Origin of the sequence: Streptomyces radicis (genome assembly GCF_003626575.1) — a bacterium.
Taxonomy (GTDB): Bacteria; Actinomycetota; Actinomycetes; order Streptomycetales; family Streptomycetaceae; genus Streptomyces; species Streptomyces radicis.
Genome location: NZ_RBDY01000028.1, coordinates 16,187 through 33,537, shown reverse-complemented (window position 1 = coordinate 33,537; position 17,351 = coordinate 16,187). Strand labels below are relative to the sequence as shown.

Below are 17,351 nucleotides of genomic sequence, written 5' to 3'. Positions count from 1 at the left end.
CCCGGACGCCTTCGGGCGTCCGGGCAGTCGGGAGGCTGAGCGCCGGGTCAGATCTCGCCGCGGAGCTTGGCCAGCGCCTCGGCCAGGATGGCCTCGCCGTCGGCGTCGCTGCGGCGCTCGCGCACATACGCGAGATGGGTCTTGTACGGCTCGGTGCGGGGTGGGTCCGGCGGCGCGTCGCGCTGGGTGCCCGCCGGGAAGCCGCACCGCGGGCAGTCCCAGGTCTCCGGGATCTGCGCGTCGCTGGCGAAGCTGGGCTGTGTCTCGTGCCCGTTCGCACACCAGAAGGAGACCCTCAGCCGCGGGGCGGACTCGCCGCGCTCGGCCTCACCCATGGGCCCCGCCCCGACCCGGCTGCCCCGGATCGCGTTGCCACCTGCCACGGTCCAACTCCCTGCCTGACTTACCTGGAAGTCCTCAGTCTATGCAAGGCTCAACGCACGTCCAGTGTCAGGAGTTACTGACTTAGGACACCGCTCACGACTTCATCAGCAGCCCGAGCGCCACGACGATGGCGGCCCAGACGATACCCACGACGACGGTGATCCGGTCCAGGTTCCGCTCGGCGACCGAGGAGCCGCCCACGGAGGACTGCATGCCGCCGCCGAACATGTCGGAGAGGCCGCCGCCCTTGCCCTTGTGCATCAGCACAAGCAGCGCCAGCAGAAAGCTGAAGACGATCAAAGCGATCTGGAACGCCGTTTCCACGACTGGACCAACTCTCTCGGTGATGGATGGATGGGTGGTCGCCGCCCCGCGGGGAGCGCGCCCCACGGGGACCGGGCGGAAAGCGGCTGGCTGCGCGCCCCTCCGGCCCCCGACAGGGTACCGCCACCACCCCCTAAGGGCCTACTGGTCGCGGAACCGCACGATCTTGACGAACTCCTCGGCGTTCAGCGCCGCACCGCCCACCAGGGCGCCGTCCACGTCGGGCTGGGCCATGATCGCGGCGACGTTCCCCGCCTTGACCGAGCCGCCGTACTGGACGCGGACACCCTCGGAGAGCGGCCGGTCGTACAGCTCGGCCAGCCGCCCGCGGATCGCGGCGCAGACCTCCTGCGCGTTCTCCGGGGTGGCGACCTCGCCCGTGCCGATGGCCCACACCGGCTCGTAGGCGACGACGATGCTCGCCACGTGCTCGGCGGGCACGTCCTTCAGGGCCCCGTCGAGCTGGGCCAGGGTGTGCGCGATGTGGCCGCCCGCCTTGCGGACGTCCAGCGGCTCGCCGACGCACAGGATCGGGGTGAGCCCGTGCCGGTAGGCGGCCTTCACCTTGGCGTTGCACGACTCCTCGGCCTCGCCGTGGTACTGGCGGCGCTCGGAGTGGCCGACGACGACATACGTGCAGTTCAGCTTGGCGAGCATGGGCCCCGAGACCTCGCCCGTGTAGGCGCCGTCGTCGTGCGCCGAGATGTCCTGCGCGCCGTACCTGATCTTGAGCTTGTCCCCGTCCACCAGGGTCTGCACCGAGCGCAGATCGGTGAACGGCGGCAGCACCGCGACCTCGACCGCGTCGAAGTCCTTGTCGGAGAGGCCGAAGGCGAGCTTCTGGACATGGGCGATGGCCTCGAGGTGGTTGAGGTTCATCTTCCAGTTGCCCGCCATCAGCGGGGTGCGTGCTTCCGGTGACGCCATGGTCGTTCAGTCCTCCAATGCCGCGAGACCGGGGAGCCGCTTGCCCTCGAGGTACTCGAGGCTGGCTCCGCCACCGGTCGAGATATGGCCGAAACCCGACTCGTCGAAGCCCAGCGTGCGCACCGCGGCGGCCGAGTCCCCGCCGCCCACCACGGTGAAGCCCTCGCTCTCGACGAGCGCCTGGGCCACGGCCCTGGTGCCCTCGGCGAAGTCGGGGTGCTCGAAGACGCCCATGGGCCCGTTCCAGAAGACGGTGGCGGCGTCGGCGAGCTTGGCGGCGTACAGGCGGGCCGTCTCGGGGCCGATGTCCAGGCCCTGGAGCCCCGAGGGGATCGCGTCGGCGGCCAGCACGACCGGGTCGGCGGGCCCCTTGGTCCTCAGGTCGGGGAACTCCTTGGCCGCCACGACGTCCACGGGCAGCACGAACTCCACGCCGCGCTCCTCGGCGGTCCGCAGATAGCCCTGGACGGCAGGGACCTGGTCCTCCTGGAGGAGGGAGTCGCCGACCTCGTGGCCCTGCGCCTTGAGGAACGTGTACGCCATGCCGCCGCCGATCAGGATGCGGTCGGCCTTCTGGAGCAGGGACTCGATCACGGCGAGCTTGTCCGAGACCTTGGCGCCGCCGAGCACGACGGCGTAGGGGCGGACGACGTTCGCGGTGAGCTGGCGCAGCACGCCGACCTCGGTGGCGATCAGGCCGCCCGCGGCGTGCGGGAGCCTGGCCGGGAGGTCGTAGACGGAGGCGTGCTTGCGGTGCACGGCGCCGAAGCCGTCGCCGACGTAGAGGTCGGCGAGCGAGGCGAGCTCGTCGGCGAACGCCCCGCGCTCGGCGTCGTCCTTGCTGGTCTCCCCGGCGTTGAAGCGGAGGTTCTCCAGCAGCGCCACCCGCCCGTCCGCGAGGCCCGCCGCGGTGGAACGCGCGCTCCCGCCGACCGTGTCGGAGGCGAACGCGACGTCGGCGCCGAGCAGTTCGCCCAGGCGGCGGGCGACGGGCGCGAGGGAGAACGCCGGGTCGGGGGCGCCCTTGGGCCGCCCGAGGTGCGAGGCGACGACCACCCTGGCGCCCGCGTCGGTGAGGCGGCGGATGGTCGGCACGGCGGCCCTGATGCGGCCGTCGTCGGTGATGGTCTCGCCGGAGAGCGGGACGTTCAGGTCGGCGCGGACGAAGACCCGCCGCCCGGCGACCTGGAGATCATCGATCGTCTGCATGTGAATTGGCTCCTAGAGCTGCTCTGCTGCCTGCCCTGATCGCACGAGGGCCCGCCGGGCGCGGAGCGAGCCGCGGCCCTGCGAGCCCTGGTGGGAGGAGCGGTCAGAGCCGCTCGCCGACGTAGACGGTGAGGTCGACCAGGCGGCTTGAGTAGCCCCACTCGTTGTCGTACCAGCCCACGATCTTGACCTGCGTGCCCTGCGCCATGGTGAGCGAGGAGTCGAACGTGCAGGAGGCGGGCGCGCTCACGATGTCGGAGGAGACGATCTGGTCCCCGGTGTACTCGAGGATGCCCTTGAGACCGGTGTCGGCGGCGGTGCGGAACGCGGCGTTGACCTCGTCCTTGGTGACCTCGCGGCCGACCTCGACGACCAGGTCGGTGACCGACCCGGTGGGCACCGGCACGCGCATCGCGATGCCGTCGAGCTTGCCCTTGAGCTGCGGCAGGACCAGCGCGGTGGCCTTGGCGGCACCCGTGGTGGTCGGGATGATGTTGATCGCGGCGGCGCGGGCCCGGCGGAGGTCCTTGTGCGGGAAGTCCAGGATCCGCTGGTCGTTGGTGTACGCGTGAATGGTCGTCATCAGACCCTTGACGATGCCGAAGCTCTCGTCGAGGACCTTGGCCATGGGCGCCACGCAGTTCGTGGTACACGAGGCGTTGGAGACGACGTGGTGGGTGGCCGGGTCGTACTGCTCCTGGTTCACCCCCATGACGACGGTGAGGTCCTCGTTCTTCGCGGGGGCGGAGATGAGGACCTTCTTGGCGCCGGCGGCGAGGTGCTTGGCGGCGTCGTCGCGCTTGGTGAAGATGCCGGTGGACTCGATGACGATGTCGGCGCCGAGCTCGCCCCACGGAAGGGCGGCCGGGTCGCGCTCGGCGAGCGTCTTGAACGTCTGTCCGCCGACGGTGATGCTGTTGTCGGTGGAGGTGACCTCTTCCTTGAGGCGACCGAGGATGCTGTCGTACTTCAGCAGATGGACCAGGGTCTCGTTGTCGGTCAGGTCGTTGACACCGACGATCTGGACATCCGCTCCCTGATCAAGGAGCGCACGGAAGTAGTTGCGACCGATGCGGCCGAAGCCGTTGATTCCTACGCGGATCGTCACGAACCGATCTCCTCGTTGGTACGTCGGTGAAACGAACACCGGCGATGCTGTATTGGGATGTCCCCGACCACGACCGACCCTACCGCGCCCGGGCTTTCCGGGTGACACCGGCCGGGCGCGCGGCGGCCTGGAGACCGGCCGCGCGCGCCCCTCGCGCCGGGGGTCGGCTCAGCCGACCATCTCCTCCGTGAGGCTCGCCTCGGTGCCGGGGATGCCGAGGTCCTGCGCGCGCTTGTCGGCCATCGCGAGCAGGCGGCGGATGCGCCCGGCGACGGCGTCCTTGGTCAGCGGCGGGTCGGCGAGCGCGCCCAACTCCTCGAGCGACGCCTGCTTGTGCTCCATGCGCAGCCGCCCGGCGGCGGCGAGGTGGTCGGGAACCTCCTCGCCCAGGATCTCCAGGGCGCGCTGCACGCGGGCGCCCGCGGCCACGGCTGCGCGGGCGGAACGCCGGAGGTTCGCGTCGTCGAAGTTGGCCAGGCGGTTGGCGGTGGCCCGCACCTCGCGGCGCATGCGGCGCTCCTCCCAGGCGAGCACCGACTCGTGCGCGCCGAGGCGGGTCAGCAGGGCGCCGATCGCGTCGCCGTCCCTGACCTGCACGCGGTCCACGCTGCGCACCTCGCGGGCCTTGGCGCCGATCTGGAGGCGCCGGGCGGCACCGACGAGGGCGAGGGCGGCCTCGGGTCCTGGGCAGGTGACCTCGAGGGAGGACGAACGCCCGGGCTCGGTGAGCGAGCCATGCGCGAGGAACGCCCCGCGCCAGGCGGCCTCGGCGTCGCACGTGGCCCCCGAGACCACCTGTGGCGGCAGGCCCCTGATCGGGCGTCCCCTGCCGTCGACGAGGCCGGTCTGCCGGGCCAGCTGGTCGCCCCCCGCGACCACCCGCACGACGTAGCGGCTGCCGCGGCGCAGCCCGCCCGGGGCCATCACCAGCAGGTCGGAGGCGTGCCCGAAGATCTCCAGGATGTCCCGGCGCAGCCGTCTCGCGGCGATCCCGGTGTCCAGCTCGGCCTCGATCACGATCCGCCCGCTGACCAGGTGCAGGCCGCCCGCGAAGCGCAGGATCGACGACACCTCCGACTTGCGGCAGCAGGTGCGGGTGACGGGAAGCCGGGAGATCTCGTCCTTCACCGCAGCCGTCATCGCCATGGGCCGATCCTTCCATGCATCCGAAAAACACGGTCATACGCGGCGGCAAGCAGCTCCGGGTCATGCCGGGGAGAGCCGTCAAGCGCGGCCACGGGGGCCAGCACGACTTCGGCCCCCAGCCGCTCGGCCGCCCGGCGCAGACTCTCCTGGTCCGGCACCGCGGCCCGGTCCGCCAGCACCACGTCAAAGGCGAGTTTAGGGGCGTGTTGTACCAAAACCTCCACATGACGCTGCGGGGAGAACCCATCAGTTTCGCCGGGCTGGGGGGCGAGGTTGAGGGACAGCACGCGGCGCGCCCTGGTGCCGGTGAGGGCGTCGAGGAGATCGGGGACGAGCAGGTGGGGGATCACGGAGGAGAACCACGAGCCGGGCCCGAGGACCACCCAGTCGGCGTCGAGCACGGCCTCGACGGCCTCGGGCACGGCGGGCGGGTCGTGCGGCGCGAGCATCACCTGGGTGACCTCGCCCGGGGTGAGGGCCACGGCGGCCTGGCCGCGGACGCGGCTCAGCTCGTCGGGGCGCCCTGGATCGTGGCCGCGGACCTCGGCCTCGAGCTCCAGGGGGACGGCCGACATGGGGAGCACGCGGCCATGGGCGCCGAGCAGCTTGCCGACCAGGTCGAGGGCGCGCACATGGTCGCCGAGCTGCTCCCACAGGGCGACGATCAGGAGGTTGCCCACGGCGTGGTCGTGGAGGGCGCCCCCGCTGGTGAAACGGTGCTGGACCACCTCGGACCACGTGCGGCCCCACTCGTCGTCCCCGCACAGCGCCGCGAGGGCCTTGCGCAGGTCGCCGGGGGGCAGCACGCCCAGCTCGTCGCGGAGCCGACCGCTCGAGCCGCCGTCGTCGGCCACGGTGACGACGGCGGTCAGGTCGCCGGTGATCCGGCGCAGCGCGGTCAGCGAGGCGGAGAGCCCCATGCCGCCGCCCAGGGCGACGACCTTGGGCTGGGCTCCCCGCCGCCCGCCGCGCAGGGTGCGCAGCGGGCGGCGGACGCCGTCCCTGCCCTCTGCGTTCCGGCGCTGCCGGACGCCCTTTCGTGGCATCTACTCGCGCCCCATGTCCCGGTGCACGACGACCGTTTCGACGCCTTCGGCGGCCAGCCGTCTGGCCAGCCGCTCGGACATGGCCACGCTGCGGTGCTTGCCGCCGGTGCAGCCGACGGCGATGGTGACGTACCTCTTGCCCTCGCGGCGGTACCCGGTGGCGATCAGCTGGAGCAGCTCGGCGTAGCGGTCGAGGAACTCCTTGGCACCCGGCTGGTTGAACACATAGCCGGCGACCTCCTCGCTGGTGCCCGTGTAGGGGCGCAGCTCGGGGACCCAGTGGGGGTTGGGCAGGAAGCGGCAGTCGACCACGTGGTCGGCGTCCACCGGGAGGCCGTACTTGTACCCGAAGGACATGACCGTGGCCCGCAGCTCGGGCTCGTCGCCGCTGGTGAACTGGGCGTCCATCTTGGCGCGCAGCTCGTGCACGTTCAGGTTGGAGGTGTCGATCACCAGGTCGGCGTCGCCGCGCAGCTCGCGCAGCAGGTCGCGCTCGGCGGCGATGCCGTCGACGATGCGGCCCTCGCCCTGGAGGGGGTGCGGCCTGCGCACCGACTCGAAGCGCTGGACCAGGGCGTTGTCCGAGGCTTCGAGGAACACGATGCGGCGGGTGACGCCCTTGGTGTCGAGGTCCGTGAGGGACTCCCGCAGGCTGTCGAAGAAGCCGCGGCCCCTGACGTCGACGACGACGGCGATCCGCGCGACATTCCCCTGCGAGCGGGCGCCGAGGTCCACCATCGTGGGGATGAGGGCCGGTGGAAGGTTGTCGACGACGAACCAGCCGAGGTCCTCGAGGCACTTGGCCGCGGTGGAACGGCCCGCGCCCGACATCCCCGAGATGATCACCAGCTCAGGGGTGGTGAGGGTCTCGTCGGTGCCGACCGCAGTGGCCGGCTCGTCCTCGCCTCTGGTCTGTTCGCTCATGATGTGTCCCCCGCCTGTCTCATTCCTTGTAGCGACTGTGTGGGCTGCGCTGTCCCCGCTCAGTCCTCGATGATCTCGCCGGTGGCGGTGTTGACCGCCGGGGCGGGGCGGCCGTCCCGGGCGAGCGCCGCGGCGACCGCCTCCGCGGTCGTGCGGCCCACCCCCGGCACCTCGCGGATCTCCTCGACCGTGGCGGCGCGCAGCCGCTTGACCGAGCCGAAGTGCTTGAGCAGGGCTCTCTTCCGGGTCTCCCCGAGGCCGGGCACGGCGTCGAGGGGACCCTTTCTTATCGATTGTGACCTCTTGCCCCGCTGGTAGCGGATCGCGAAGCGGTGTGCCTCGTCACGCACCCGCTGGAGGAGGTAGAGGCCCTCGCTGGTGCGGGGCAGGATCACGGGGTCGTCCTCGCCCGGGAGCCAGACCTCTTCGAGGCGCTTGGCCAGCCCGCAGACGGCGACGTCGTCCACCCCCAGCTCGTCCATGGCCCGCCTGGCGGCGGCCACCTGGGGCCGTCCGCCGTCCACCACCACGAGCTGGGGCGGGTAGGCGAAGCGCCTGGGGCGGCCGTCGTCCGTACGGGGGGACGCCGGAGCCTCGTCGTCCGGTTCCTCCACGGCCCACTCGCCGGTCCGCTCGCGCTCGCGCAGATAGCGGCGGAAGCGGCGGGAGACGACCTCGTGCATGGAACGGACGTCGTCCTGCCCGGCGAAGCCCTTGATCTGGAATCTCCGGTACTCGCCCTTGCGGGCCAGGCCGTCCTCGAAGACGACCATGGACGCCACGACGTCGTCGCCCTGGAGGTGGGAGATGTCGAAGCACTCGATGCGCAGCGGCGCGGAGTCGAGCGCGAGCGCCTCGGCGATCTCCTCCAGGGCGCGGGAGCGGGTGGTCAGGTCGGAGGCGCGCTTGGTCTTGTGCAGGGCGAGGGACTGCTGGGCGTTGCGCGCGACGGTCTCAAGCAGGTCGCGCTTGTCGCCGCGCTGGGGCACGCGCAGGCTGACCCGGGAGCCGCGGCGCTGGGTGAGCCACTCGGTGAGCGGCTCGGGCGGATCGGGGACGGCGGGGACCAGGACCTCGCGGGGGACGCTCTCGCCGCTCTCCTCGCCGTAGAGCTGCTGGGCGGCGGACTCCACGAGGTCGGCCGTGGTGACCTGCTCGACCTTGTCGGTGACCCAGCCGCGCTGGCCCCGCACCCGGCCGCCGCGCACGTGGAAGATCTGGACGGCGGCCTCCAACTCGTCCTCGGCGACGGCGATCAGGTCCGCGTCGGTGGCGTCGGCGAGCACCACGGCGTTCTTCTCCATGGCGCGGCGCAGCGCCTCGATGTCGTCGCGCAGGCGGCCCGCCCTCTCGTACTCGAGGGCCTCGGCGGCCTCGTGCATCCGCTCCTCGAGGCGGCGCAGATAGGCGCCGGTGCGCCCGGCCATGAAGTCGCAGAACTCCTCGGCCAGCTCGCGGTGCTCCTCGGCGGTGACGCGCCCTGTGCAGGGCGCGGAGCACTTGTCGATGTACCCGAGGAGGCAGGGGCGGTCGACGGCCCTGGCGCGCTTGAACACCCCGGCCGAGCACGTGCGGATGGGGAAGACGCGCAGCAGCAGGTCGACGGTCTCGCGGATGGCCCACGCGTGGGAGTACGGGCCGAAGTACCGCACGCCCTTGCGCTTGGGGCCGCGCATGACCTGGGCGCGGGGGTACTCCTCGCCCATCGTGACGGCGAGCGAGGGATAGCTCTTGTCGTCGCGGTACTTGACGTTGAACCGGGGGTCGTACTCCTTGATCCAGGAGTACTCGAGCTGGAGCGCCTCGACCTCGGTGGAGACCACGGTCCACTCGACGGAGGCCGCGGTGGTGACCATCGTGGCGGTCCTGGGGTGGAGGCCCGCGAGGTCCTGGAAGTAGGAGGAGAGGCGCTGCCGCAGGCTCTTGGCCTTGCCGACGTAGATCACCCGGCGGTGCTGGTCCCGAAAGCGGTACACCCCGGGCGAGTCGGGGATGTCACCCGGCGTCGGGCGGTAGCTGGAGGGATCGGCCATGAACGCAACCCTACTGCCGGCAACTGACAGTGAGTGACGCGTGCGCGGCCGCCCAGCGGCACCAGGACTCGAGACCCGAGGAATGCCGCGCGGGCGGCGAAACGAACCGGGGAAGGGGTGAGTGACCGTGGCGTCGGGCGCCGGATCGGCCGACGGGTCACCAGCCGCGTTCGCGCCAGGCGGGGATGCCGGGGCGTTCGGCGCCCAGGGTGGTGTCGTCGCCGTGCCCGGGGTAGACCCACGCCTCGTCGGGGAGCGGCCCGAACAGCTTGGCCTCCACGTCGTCGAGCAGGCGCGTGAACGCCGCGTGGTCGCCCCTGGTGTTGCCCACGCCGCCGGGGAAGAGGCAGTCGCCGGTGAAGACGTGCGGGTGGCCCTCGGGGTCGTCGTAGACCAACGCGATGGAGCCCGGGGTGTGGCCGACCAGGTGGCGGGCGGTGAGGCGGCATGTGCCGACGGGGATCTCGTCGCCGTCGTCGACGGGCACGTCGGTGGGCACGGGGATGCCATCGGCGTCGTGGCGCCCCGCGTAGGTGCGCGCCCCCGTGGCGCGCACGACCGCGTCGAGGGCCTGCCAGTGGTCGCCGTGGCGGTGGGTGGTGACCACCCCGGCGATGCCGTCGTCGCCGATGAGGGCGAGCAGGGTCGCGGGCTCGGCCGCGGCGTCGATCAGGAGCTGTTCGCCGGTCTCACGGCAGCGGAGCAGGTAGGCGTTGTTCTCCATGGGGCCGACGGCGACCTTGGAGATGATCAGCTTCCCCAGCTCGTGCGCGTCGGCGGGGCCGCCGACGGTGACCCTTCCGGTGTAGGACATGGCCGTCAGTGTGTCAGAGCGGCGGCAGGGTGGGGAGCGTTCCTCCGGTGGTCAGGCCGCTGCCCGAGGTGCGGCCGCTGAGCCAGCCGACGAGGGCGGGCGGGGTGCCGACGACGATCGAGGGGGCGCCCTCGCGGCCCGTGTGCCACACGCGGCCGTCCTCGGCGCGCAGCTCGAGCGGGGGCACGTCGGGGCGTCCGGCGAAGCGGGCGGTGAGGTAGTCGGCGGCGCGGTCGGTGAAGGCACCGGAGAGGTCGGCGACGGTGCGGCCGATGTCCAGGTCGAGGTGGTGCAGCTCGACCTCGACCCAGCGGCGCAGGGGCAGGGAGTGGGCGTGGTCGGTGACGCCGTTGCGCAGGGCGACCGTTGCCTTCCACTGCTCGTCGTCGAGGGCGTCGAAGGCGTCGGCCAGCCGGTCCGCGCTGTCGCGGACGTCGGCGCGGTGCTCGTCGGCTGGCCGGGCGGCGCCCCGCTCGATGTCGGCGTCGCGGGCCTCCTCGCCTGCGTACATGGGGTGGCCCTCGAGAACGTTGACCAGCGCGTCGGCGTTGCGCGCGAGGTGGGCGACGACGTGGCCGCGCGTCCACCCGGGGAGCAGGGAAGGGCCGGTCAGGGCGTCGTCGTCGACGGTGGTGAGGGCGAGGACGAGGGCGTCGGTGGCGCCGCGGAGGCCCGCGAGATCCGCTTCGGGTCGGCTCATGGCCACACGCTAACGGCACCACTCCATCGAGTGAAGTCGGCCGAGGAATACGGAGAATCGAACGCGCGTACTATAGGGTGCTGATCGCGGGGTCCACCGCTTTCAGGGCCGAGTGTCAGAGGCCGCCCCTAGTCTTGAACAGGGTGCCGGTGCGGCGCCGCCCCGGAGCTCTCCGCCCCAGGACCACAGCAGAAATCACGAAAGGTGCCATCCGGCGTGGCCGACCGACTCATCGTTCGTGGCGCTCGCGAGCACAATCTCCGGAATGTCTCGCTCGACCTGCCGCGCGACTCGCTCATCGTGTTCACCGGGCTGTCGGGCTCTGGCAAGTCCTCGCTCGCCTTCGACACGATCTTCGCCGAGGGCCAGCGCCGTTACGTCGAGTCGCTCTCGGCGTACGCACGGCAGTTCCTGGGGCAGATGGACAAGCCCGACGTCGACTTCATCGAGGGGCTCTCCCCCGCCGTCTCGATCGACCAGAAGTCCACGTCGCGCAACCCCCGCTCGACCGTCGGCACGATCACCGAGGTCTACGACTACCTGCGGCTGCTCTTCGCCCGCATCGGCAAGCCGCACTGCCCCGAGTGCGCGCGGCCGATCGCGCGGCAGTCGCCGCAGGCCATCGTGGACAAGGTGCTCTCGCTCGACGAGGGCAGCCGCTTCCAGGTGCTCTCGCCGCTGGTGCGCGAGCGCAAGGGCGAGTTCGCCGACCTCTTCGCCGACCTCCAGACCAAGGGGTACAGCAGGGCCAGGGTGGACGGGGCGACGGTCCAGCTCACCGACCCGCCCAAGCTGAAGAAGCAGGAGAAGCACACGATCGAGGTGGTGGTGGACCGCCTCACCGTCAAGGAGAGCGCCAAGCGGCGGCTGACCGACTCGGTCGAGACCGCGCTCGGCCTGTCAGGCGGCATGGTCGTGCTCGACTTCGTCGACCTGCCCGAGGACGACCCGCAGCGCGAGCGGATGTTCTCCGAGCACCTGTACTGCCCGTACGACGAGCTGTCGTTCGAGGAGCTCGAGCCGCGCTCCTTCTCGTTCAACTCCCCGTTCGGCGCCTGCCCCGAGTGCACCGGCATCGGCACGCGGATGGAGGTGGACCCCGAGCTGATCATCCCCGACCCGGAGAAGACGCTCGACGAGGGCGCCATCCACCCGTGGTCGCACGGGCACACGAAGGGGTATTTCAACCTCCTGATCGGCGCCCTCGGCGACGCGCTCAACTTCCGGACGGACATCCCGTGGGAGGGGCTGCCGCAGCGGGCGCGCAAGGCCCTGCTCAACGGGCACAGGACCAAGATCGAGGTCCGCTACGAGAACCGCCATGGCCAGGAGCGCGCCTACACCACGGCGTTCGAGGGCGTGCTGCCGTTCATCAGGCGCCGTCACGCGGAGGCGGAGACGGACTCGAGCAGGGAGCGCTTCGAGGGGTACATGCGCGAGGCGCCCTGCCCGGCCTGCCACGGCACGCGGCTCAAGCCGCTGGTGCTCGCGGTCACGGTGCAGGGGAAGTCGATCGCCGAGGTCTCCTCGATGTCGATCAGCGAGTGCGCCGACTTCCTGCGCGGGATGACGCTGTCCGCGCGGGAGAAGGCGATCGCCGAGCGCGTGCTCAAGGAGGTCAACGAGCGGCTGCGCTTCCTGGTGGACGTCGGCCTCGACTATCTGTCGCTCAGCCGCGCGGCGGGCAGCCTCTCCGGCGGCGAGGCGCAGCGGATCAGGCTCGCCACGCAGATCGGCTCGGGCCTGGTCGGGGTGCTCTACGTCCTGGACGAGCCGTCGATCGGCCTGCACCAGCGGGACAACCACCGGCTGATCGAGACCCTGGTCCGCCTGCGCGACCTGGGGAACACCTTGATCGTCGTCGAGCACGACGAGGACACCATCAAGACGTCGGACTGGGTCGTGGACATCGGCCCAGGGGCGGGCGAGCACGGCGGCAAGGTGGTGCACAGCGGGCCGCTGGCCGAGCTCCTGACCAACGAGGAGTCGCTGACCGGCCAGTATCTCTCCGGCGCGCGCAGCATCCCGACGCCGAAGCAGCGCCGCCCCGTGGACGAGGACCGGCGGCTGACGGTGCACGGCGCGCGCGAGCACAACCTCAGGGACATCGACGTGTCGTTCCCCGTCGGCGTGCTGACGGCGGTCACCGGCGTCTCGGGCTCGGGCAAGTCCACGCTGGTGAACGACATCCTCTACACCCACCTCGCCCGCGAGCTGAACGGCGCGAAGGGCGTTCCCGGGCGGCACACCCGGATCACCGGGGACGACCTGGTGGACAAGGTGGTGCACGTCGACCAGTCGCCGATCGGCCGCACCCCCCGGTCGAATCCCGCGACCTACACCGGCGTCTTCGACCACGTCCGCCGCCTGTTCGCGGAGACGGCCGAGGCCAAGGTCCGCGGATACCAGCCGGGGCGTTTCTCGTTCAACGTCAAGGGCGGCCGCTGCGAGAACTGCTCGGGTGACGGCACCATCAAGATCGAGATGAACTTCCTGCCCGACGTCTACGTCCCGTGCGAGGTCTGCCACGGCGCCCGGTACAACCGGGAGACGCTCGAGGTGCACTACAAGGGGAAGTCCGTCGCCGAGGTGCTGGACATGCCGATCGAGGAGGCGATGGACTTCTTCGAGGCGGTGCCCGCGATCTCCCGGCACCTGCGCACGCTCAACGACGTGGGGCTCGGCTATGTCAGGCTCGGCCAGCCCGCGACCACGCTCTCCGGCGGCGAGGCGCAGCGGGTCAAGCTGGCGTCCGAGCTCCAGCGGCGCTCCACCGGCTCGACCGTCTATGTCCTGGACGAGCCGACGACGGGTCTGCACTTCGAGGACATCCGCCGACTGATCGCGGTCCTGTCCGACCTGGTCGACAAGGGGAACACCGTGATCGTCATCGAGCACAACCTCGATGTGATCAAGACCGCGGACTGGGTGGTCGACATGGGGCCCGAGGGCGGGTTCGCCGGGGGCACCGTGATCGCCGAGGGCACGCCCGAGCAGGTCGCTTCGGTGCCCGCGAGCCACACCGGGAAGTTCCTGCGGGACCTGCTCGGCGACGCGGTGAGCGATGCCGCGAGCAACGCGATGAGCAGCGGCGCCGCCCCCCGGCGCGCGGCGAAGAAGCGCGCGCGTGCCGGGGCGTCACAAGGCCGCTGAGCCGGGTGAGTTGTTTCCCGAAAGTTCCCGGCGGCCCTCTGGCGCGGTGGTGACTCCCTTGGAACGCTGTGCCGCTGGATGCGCTCAACGCGCAGACAGGGCAAGCGTTTCTAGGGAGTACCCGTGCCAGGAATCGCTGTGCGCAGGGGGCTGTGCACACGTTCACTCATCGCGGCGGGGGCCGCGACCGCTCTGACGCTCGGGCTGGCGCCACCGGGCGCCGCCCACGCACCGGCCGGACCCGCACCTGCGGTCAGCTGGGCCGCCCCAGCCGGGGTGGCCGACCGCGACGGCATGGAGCTGTCGCGCACCGAGCAACCGATCGCGCCGGGCGCCGAGCTGACGACGTTCCAGCGGCTCGAATCCGACAAGTGGCTCAGCGCCCAGGCGCTCAGCATCGACCTGACGAGCGACCTGCGCGTCGACTACCTCTCCCCTGGCCGGGTCGCCGACGCGGCCCCGGTGAGCGAGCTGGTGGCCGGGCACGACGCGGGCGAGGACCGGACCACCGTCGCGGCCATCAACGCCGACTTCTTCGACATCAACGCCACCGGCGCCCCGCTGGGCGCCGGGATCTCCGACGGCGAGCTGACGCAGTCGCCCACGGACGGCGCCCACGAGGCGGTCGGCATGGGCCCGGAGAGCGCGGGCCGCGTCCTCGAGCTCTACTTCGACGGCACGCTCACGCTGCCCTCGGGCGAGGCCGCGCTCGACACGTTCAACGCCCCGCTCATCCCGGCCGACGGCATCGGCGTCTACACGCCGCAGTGGGGCGAGGCCGACCGTTCGCTCCCGGTGAGCGGGGCCACCGGCGTCACCGAGGTCCTGGTGGAGGACGGCGCGGTCGTCTCCGTCGGCGACGGGCCCGGCGATGACCCGATACCGGAGGAGGCCACCGTTCTCCTGGGCCGCGACGCCGGGGCGGCCACGCTCGCCGGACTGGCCGAGGGCGACGCCGTCGACCTGGAGTACGCGCCGCGCACCGGCGACGGCTCGCCGCTGCCGACCACCGCGGTCGGCGGCCGCGGCGTGCTCGTCGAGGACGGCGAGCCTCGGGACTGGGAGGGCCTGCCCAACAACCCCACCGCCCCCCGCACCGCCGTGGGCTTCTCCCGCGACGGCCAGGAGATGCATGTGCTGACCGTGGACGGGCGGCAGGCGCACTCCGGCGGCGTCACCCTCACCGAGCTCGCCGTGATGATGGCCGACCTCGGCGCCTGGTCCGCGCTCAACCTGGACGGCGGCGGCTCGAGCACCCTGCTGGCCAGGGACCCGGGCGCCGCCGCGCCGACCGTGCGCAACAGACCGTCCGACGGCGCCGAGCGCCCCGTGCCCAACGGCCTCGCCCTGACCGCCCCCGTGGGCAGCGGCGACGTCACCGGCTTTCGCGTCGGGACGGCCGCCGACCCCGCGGCGGCGCCGACCGCGGGCGCCGTGCCCGGCGGCCACCCCGACCGGGTCTTCCCCGGGCTGACCCGGCGGTTGACGGCCACCGCACACGACGAGACCTACGGCCCCGCCGACGGCACGCCCGCCCGGTGGCTCAGCGACCGGCGGCGCGTCGGCACCGTCACCGGCGACGGCGTCTTCCGCGCCGAGCGGCCCGGCACCACCCGGGTCACCGCGGTGCGCCGGGGCGCCGAGGGCTCGCTCGACCTGACGGTGCTCGGCCCGTTGGACCGCCTCGCGCCCACCACGCAACGCGTCGGGCTCGCCGACGCGCGGGCCACCGGCGCGTTCGGGCTCCTCGGCCAGGACGCCGCGGGGAACTCCGCGCCCATCGAGCCCACCGACGCCCGACTGGACTACGACGCCTCGCTGTTCACCGTCGAGCCCGCCCCCGAGGCGGGCGGCTTCACGGTGCGCGCCGCGTCGGGCGCGCCCTCCGTCTCGGGGCGGATCGGCGTCGAGGTGGACGGCGTGACCACCGAGGTGGCCGTCACCATAGGGCTCGACGACACCGCGGTCGCCGACTTCGAGGACGCCGACGCCTGGGAGTTCAGCCACGCCCGCGCCGACGGCGAGCTGCTGCCCGAGTCCGCGGGCCAGGAGGGCGCGGCGCTCCGCATGACATACGACTTCGGCCTGTCCACCGCGACCAGGGCCGCCTACGCCACCCCCGAGGCCGATATCCCGGTGCCGGGCCAGCCGCAGAGCTTCACGCTGTGGCTCGACGGCGACGGGCGCGGCGCGTGGCCCTCGCTGCACCTGGTGGACGCGCGCGGCACGGCACAGGTGCTGCGCGGCGACCACATCGACTGGGAGGGCTGGCGGCAGCTCACGTTCACCGTGCCCGAGGGCATCGCCTATCCGCTGTCGGTGCACCGCTTCTACGTGGCGGAGACGCGGCCCGAGCAGAGCTACACGGGCGACATCGTGATCGACGAGCTGCGCGCGCAGACGCCGCCCGAGGTGGAGCTGCCGCCCGCGGACGCGTACGCCGACCCGCTGATCGGCCCCGGCGCCGAGGCGGCGGAACGCGACTGGCGGTTCGCGGTGGTCTCGGACGCGCAGTTCGTGGCGCGCGACCCGGACAGCGAGACGGTGGCCGCGGCCAGGCGTTCGCTGCGGGAGGTGCGGGCCGCCGACCCGGACTTCGTCGTGATCAACGGCGACTGGGTGGACGAGGGCTCGCCCGCCGACCTGGACTTCGCCCGCGCGGTGATCGAGGAGGAGCTGGGCGACGCGCTGCCCTGGTACTACGTGCCGGGCAACCATGAGGTGATGGGCGGCTCCATCGAGGAGTTCGAGGCGGAGTTCGGCGAGAGCCGTGTGACGTTCGACCACCGGCGCACCCGGTTCGTCACGCTGGACACGTCGTCGCTGACGATCAGGGGCGGCGGCTACGAGCAGTTCGAGGAGCTGCGCGCGCAGTTGGACGCCGCGGCGGACGACCGGTCGGTGGACTCCGTCGTGGTGCTGGCCCATGTGCCGCCGCGGGACACCACGGCGCAGCCCGCGAGCCAGCTGACCGACCGCCACGAGGCCGCGCTGGTCGAGGACTGGCTGGCCGACTTCAGGCGCGAGACCGGCAAGGGCGCCGCCTGGTTCGGCGCCCATGTGGGGATCTTCGACTCCTACCACCTGGAAGGGGTGCCCTACTTCATCGGCGGGAACGCGGGCAAGGCCCCGGCCGCCCCGCCGGACGAGGGCGGCTTCTCCGGCTGGGCGCTCGTGGGCGTGGACCGGATCGGGGCGGCCGAGCAGGACAGGGCCAGGCGCGACCCCCACGAGGCGCGGCCCGACTGGCTGTCGGTGCAGACCAGGCCGCATGTGGACGGGCTGACGCTGGACGCGCCGCGCACGCTCGATGTGGGCGGGACCGCGGAGGCCGGGGCCACGGTGGCGCAGGAGGTGCCGGGCGGGACGCGCGAGGTGCCGGTGGCGTTCCCGGTGAGCGCCGACTGGGACGGCTCCGGGGCGCTGCACGTGGGCGACCCCGAGGAGGCGCGGCCCCGCGACGTGGCGGCGTTCGACCCGGCGACGGGCCTGCTCACCGGGCTGCGGCCCGGCACGGTGACCCTGGAGGTCACGGTGGCGGGCGAGCGGCGCGGCGTGGAGGTGCTCGTCACCCGCTGAGCGC

The 17,351-nt window shown here is 72.3% G+C and carries 13 protein-coding genes; 2 read left to right on the top strand and 11 right to left on the bottom strand.

Annotated features, from left to right (window positions below; genetic code table 11):
* Positions 1–47 precede the first annotated feature (47 nt).
* The 11 genes from D7318_RS26010 to D7318_RS25960 all read right to left on the bottom strand — a co-directional run bounded on the left by D7318_RS26010 (position 48) and on the right by D7318_RS25960 (position 10,615).
* A complete protein-coding gene (locus D7318_RS26010; RefSeq protein ID WP_077062098.1) occupies positions 48–383 on the bottom strand; it encodes an RNA polymerase-binding protein RbpA in 336 nt (111 codons plus the stop codon).
* Positions 384–477: 94 nt separating this feature from the next.
* Positions 478–708, bottom strand: coding sequence for a preprotein translocase subunit SecG (secG, locus tag D7318_RS26005; protein WP_113689047.1), 231 nt, complete (start codon positions 706–708; stop codon positions 478–480).
* A 141-nt stretch (positions 709–849) separates the two neighbouring features.
* On the bottom strand, positions 850–1,635 hold the full coding sequence (gene tpiA, locus D7318_RS26000) for a triose-phosphate isomerase (protein WP_120699652.1): 786 nt from the start codon (positions 1,633–1,635) through the stop codon (positions 850–852).
* Positions 1,636–1,641: 6 nt separating this feature from the next.
* A complete protein-coding gene (locus tag D7318_RS25995) occupies positions 1,642–2,844 on the bottom strand; it encodes a phosphoglycerate kinase (protein WP_120699651.1) in 1,203 nt (400 codons plus the stop codon).
* Between the two features lie 103 nt (positions 2,845–2,947).
* The gene (gene gap, locus D7318_RS25990; protein ID WP_120699650.1) at positions 2,948–3,952 is read right to left on the bottom strand and encodes a type I glyceraldehyde-3-phosphate dehydrogenase; all 1,005 of its coding nucleotides are present in this window, start codon (positions 3,950–3,952) and stop codon (positions 2,948–2,950) included.
* A gap of 168 nt (positions 3,953–4,120) precedes the next feature.
* Positions 4,121–5,098 carry a DNA-binding protein WhiA gene (gene whiA / locus D7318_RS25985; protein ID WP_120699649.1) on the bottom strand — a complete coding sequence of 326 codons (978 nt, stop codon included), beginning with the start codon at positions 5,096–5,098 and terminating at the stop codon, positions 4,121–4,123.
* Entirely contained in the window at positions 5,089–6,144 is a 1,056-nt protein-coding gene (locus tag D7318_RS25980) for a gluconeogenesis factor YvcK family protein (protein WP_120699648.1), read from the bottom strand. Before D7318_RS25980 ends, whiA begins: the two co-directional genes overlap by 10 nt.
* Positions 6,145–7,068 (bottom strand): RNase adapter RapZ, encoded by a 924-nt coding sequence (rapZ, locus tag D7318_RS25975; RefSeq protein ID WP_230424080.1) that lies wholly within the window; start codon positions 7,066–7,068, stop codon positions 6,145–6,147. It lies immediately after the preceding gene.
* Positions 7,069–7,127: 59 nt separating this feature from the next.
* Positions 7,128–9,101 (bottom strand): excinuclease ABC subunit UvrC, encoded by a 1,974-nt coding sequence (gene uvrC, locus D7318_RS25970; protein ID WP_120699647.1) that lies wholly within the window; start codon positions 9,099–9,101, stop codon positions 7,128–7,130.
* A gap of 157 nt (positions 9,102–9,258) precedes the next feature.
* Positions 9,259–9,915 carry an MBL fold metallo-hydrolase gene (locus D7318_RS25965; protein WP_120699646.1) on the bottom strand — a complete coding sequence of 219 codons (657 nt, stop codon included), beginning with the start codon at positions 9,913–9,915 and terminating at the stop codon, positions 9,259–9,261.
* A 13-nt stretch (positions 9,916–9,928) separates the two neighbouring features.
* Positions 9,929–10,615 carry a maleylpyruvate isomerase family mycothiol-dependent enzyme gene (locus tag D7318_RS25960; protein WP_120699645.1) on the bottom strand — a complete coding sequence of 229 codons (687 nt, stop codon included), beginning with the start codon at positions 10,613–10,615 and terminating at the stop codon, positions 9,929–9,931.
* Positions 10,616–10,831: 216 nt separating this feature from the next.
* On the opposite strand from D7318_RS25960, the gene uvrA reads away from it, so the two are divergent.
* The gene (gene uvrA, locus D7318_RS25955) at positions 10,832–13,768 is read left to right on the top strand and encodes an excinuclease ABC subunit UvrA (protein ID WP_120699644.1); all 2,937 of its coding nucleotides are present in this window, start codon (positions 10,832–10,834) and stop codon (positions 13,766–13,768) included.
* 294 nt (positions 13,769–14,062) lie between these two features.
* Positions 14,063–17,347, top strand: a complete 3,285-nt coding sequence (locus D7318_RS25950) for a phosphodiester glycosidase family protein (RefSeq protein ID WP_120699703.1) — start codon at positions 14,063–14,065, stop codon at positions 17,345–17,347.
* Positions 17,348–17,351 lie beyond the last annotated feature (4 nt).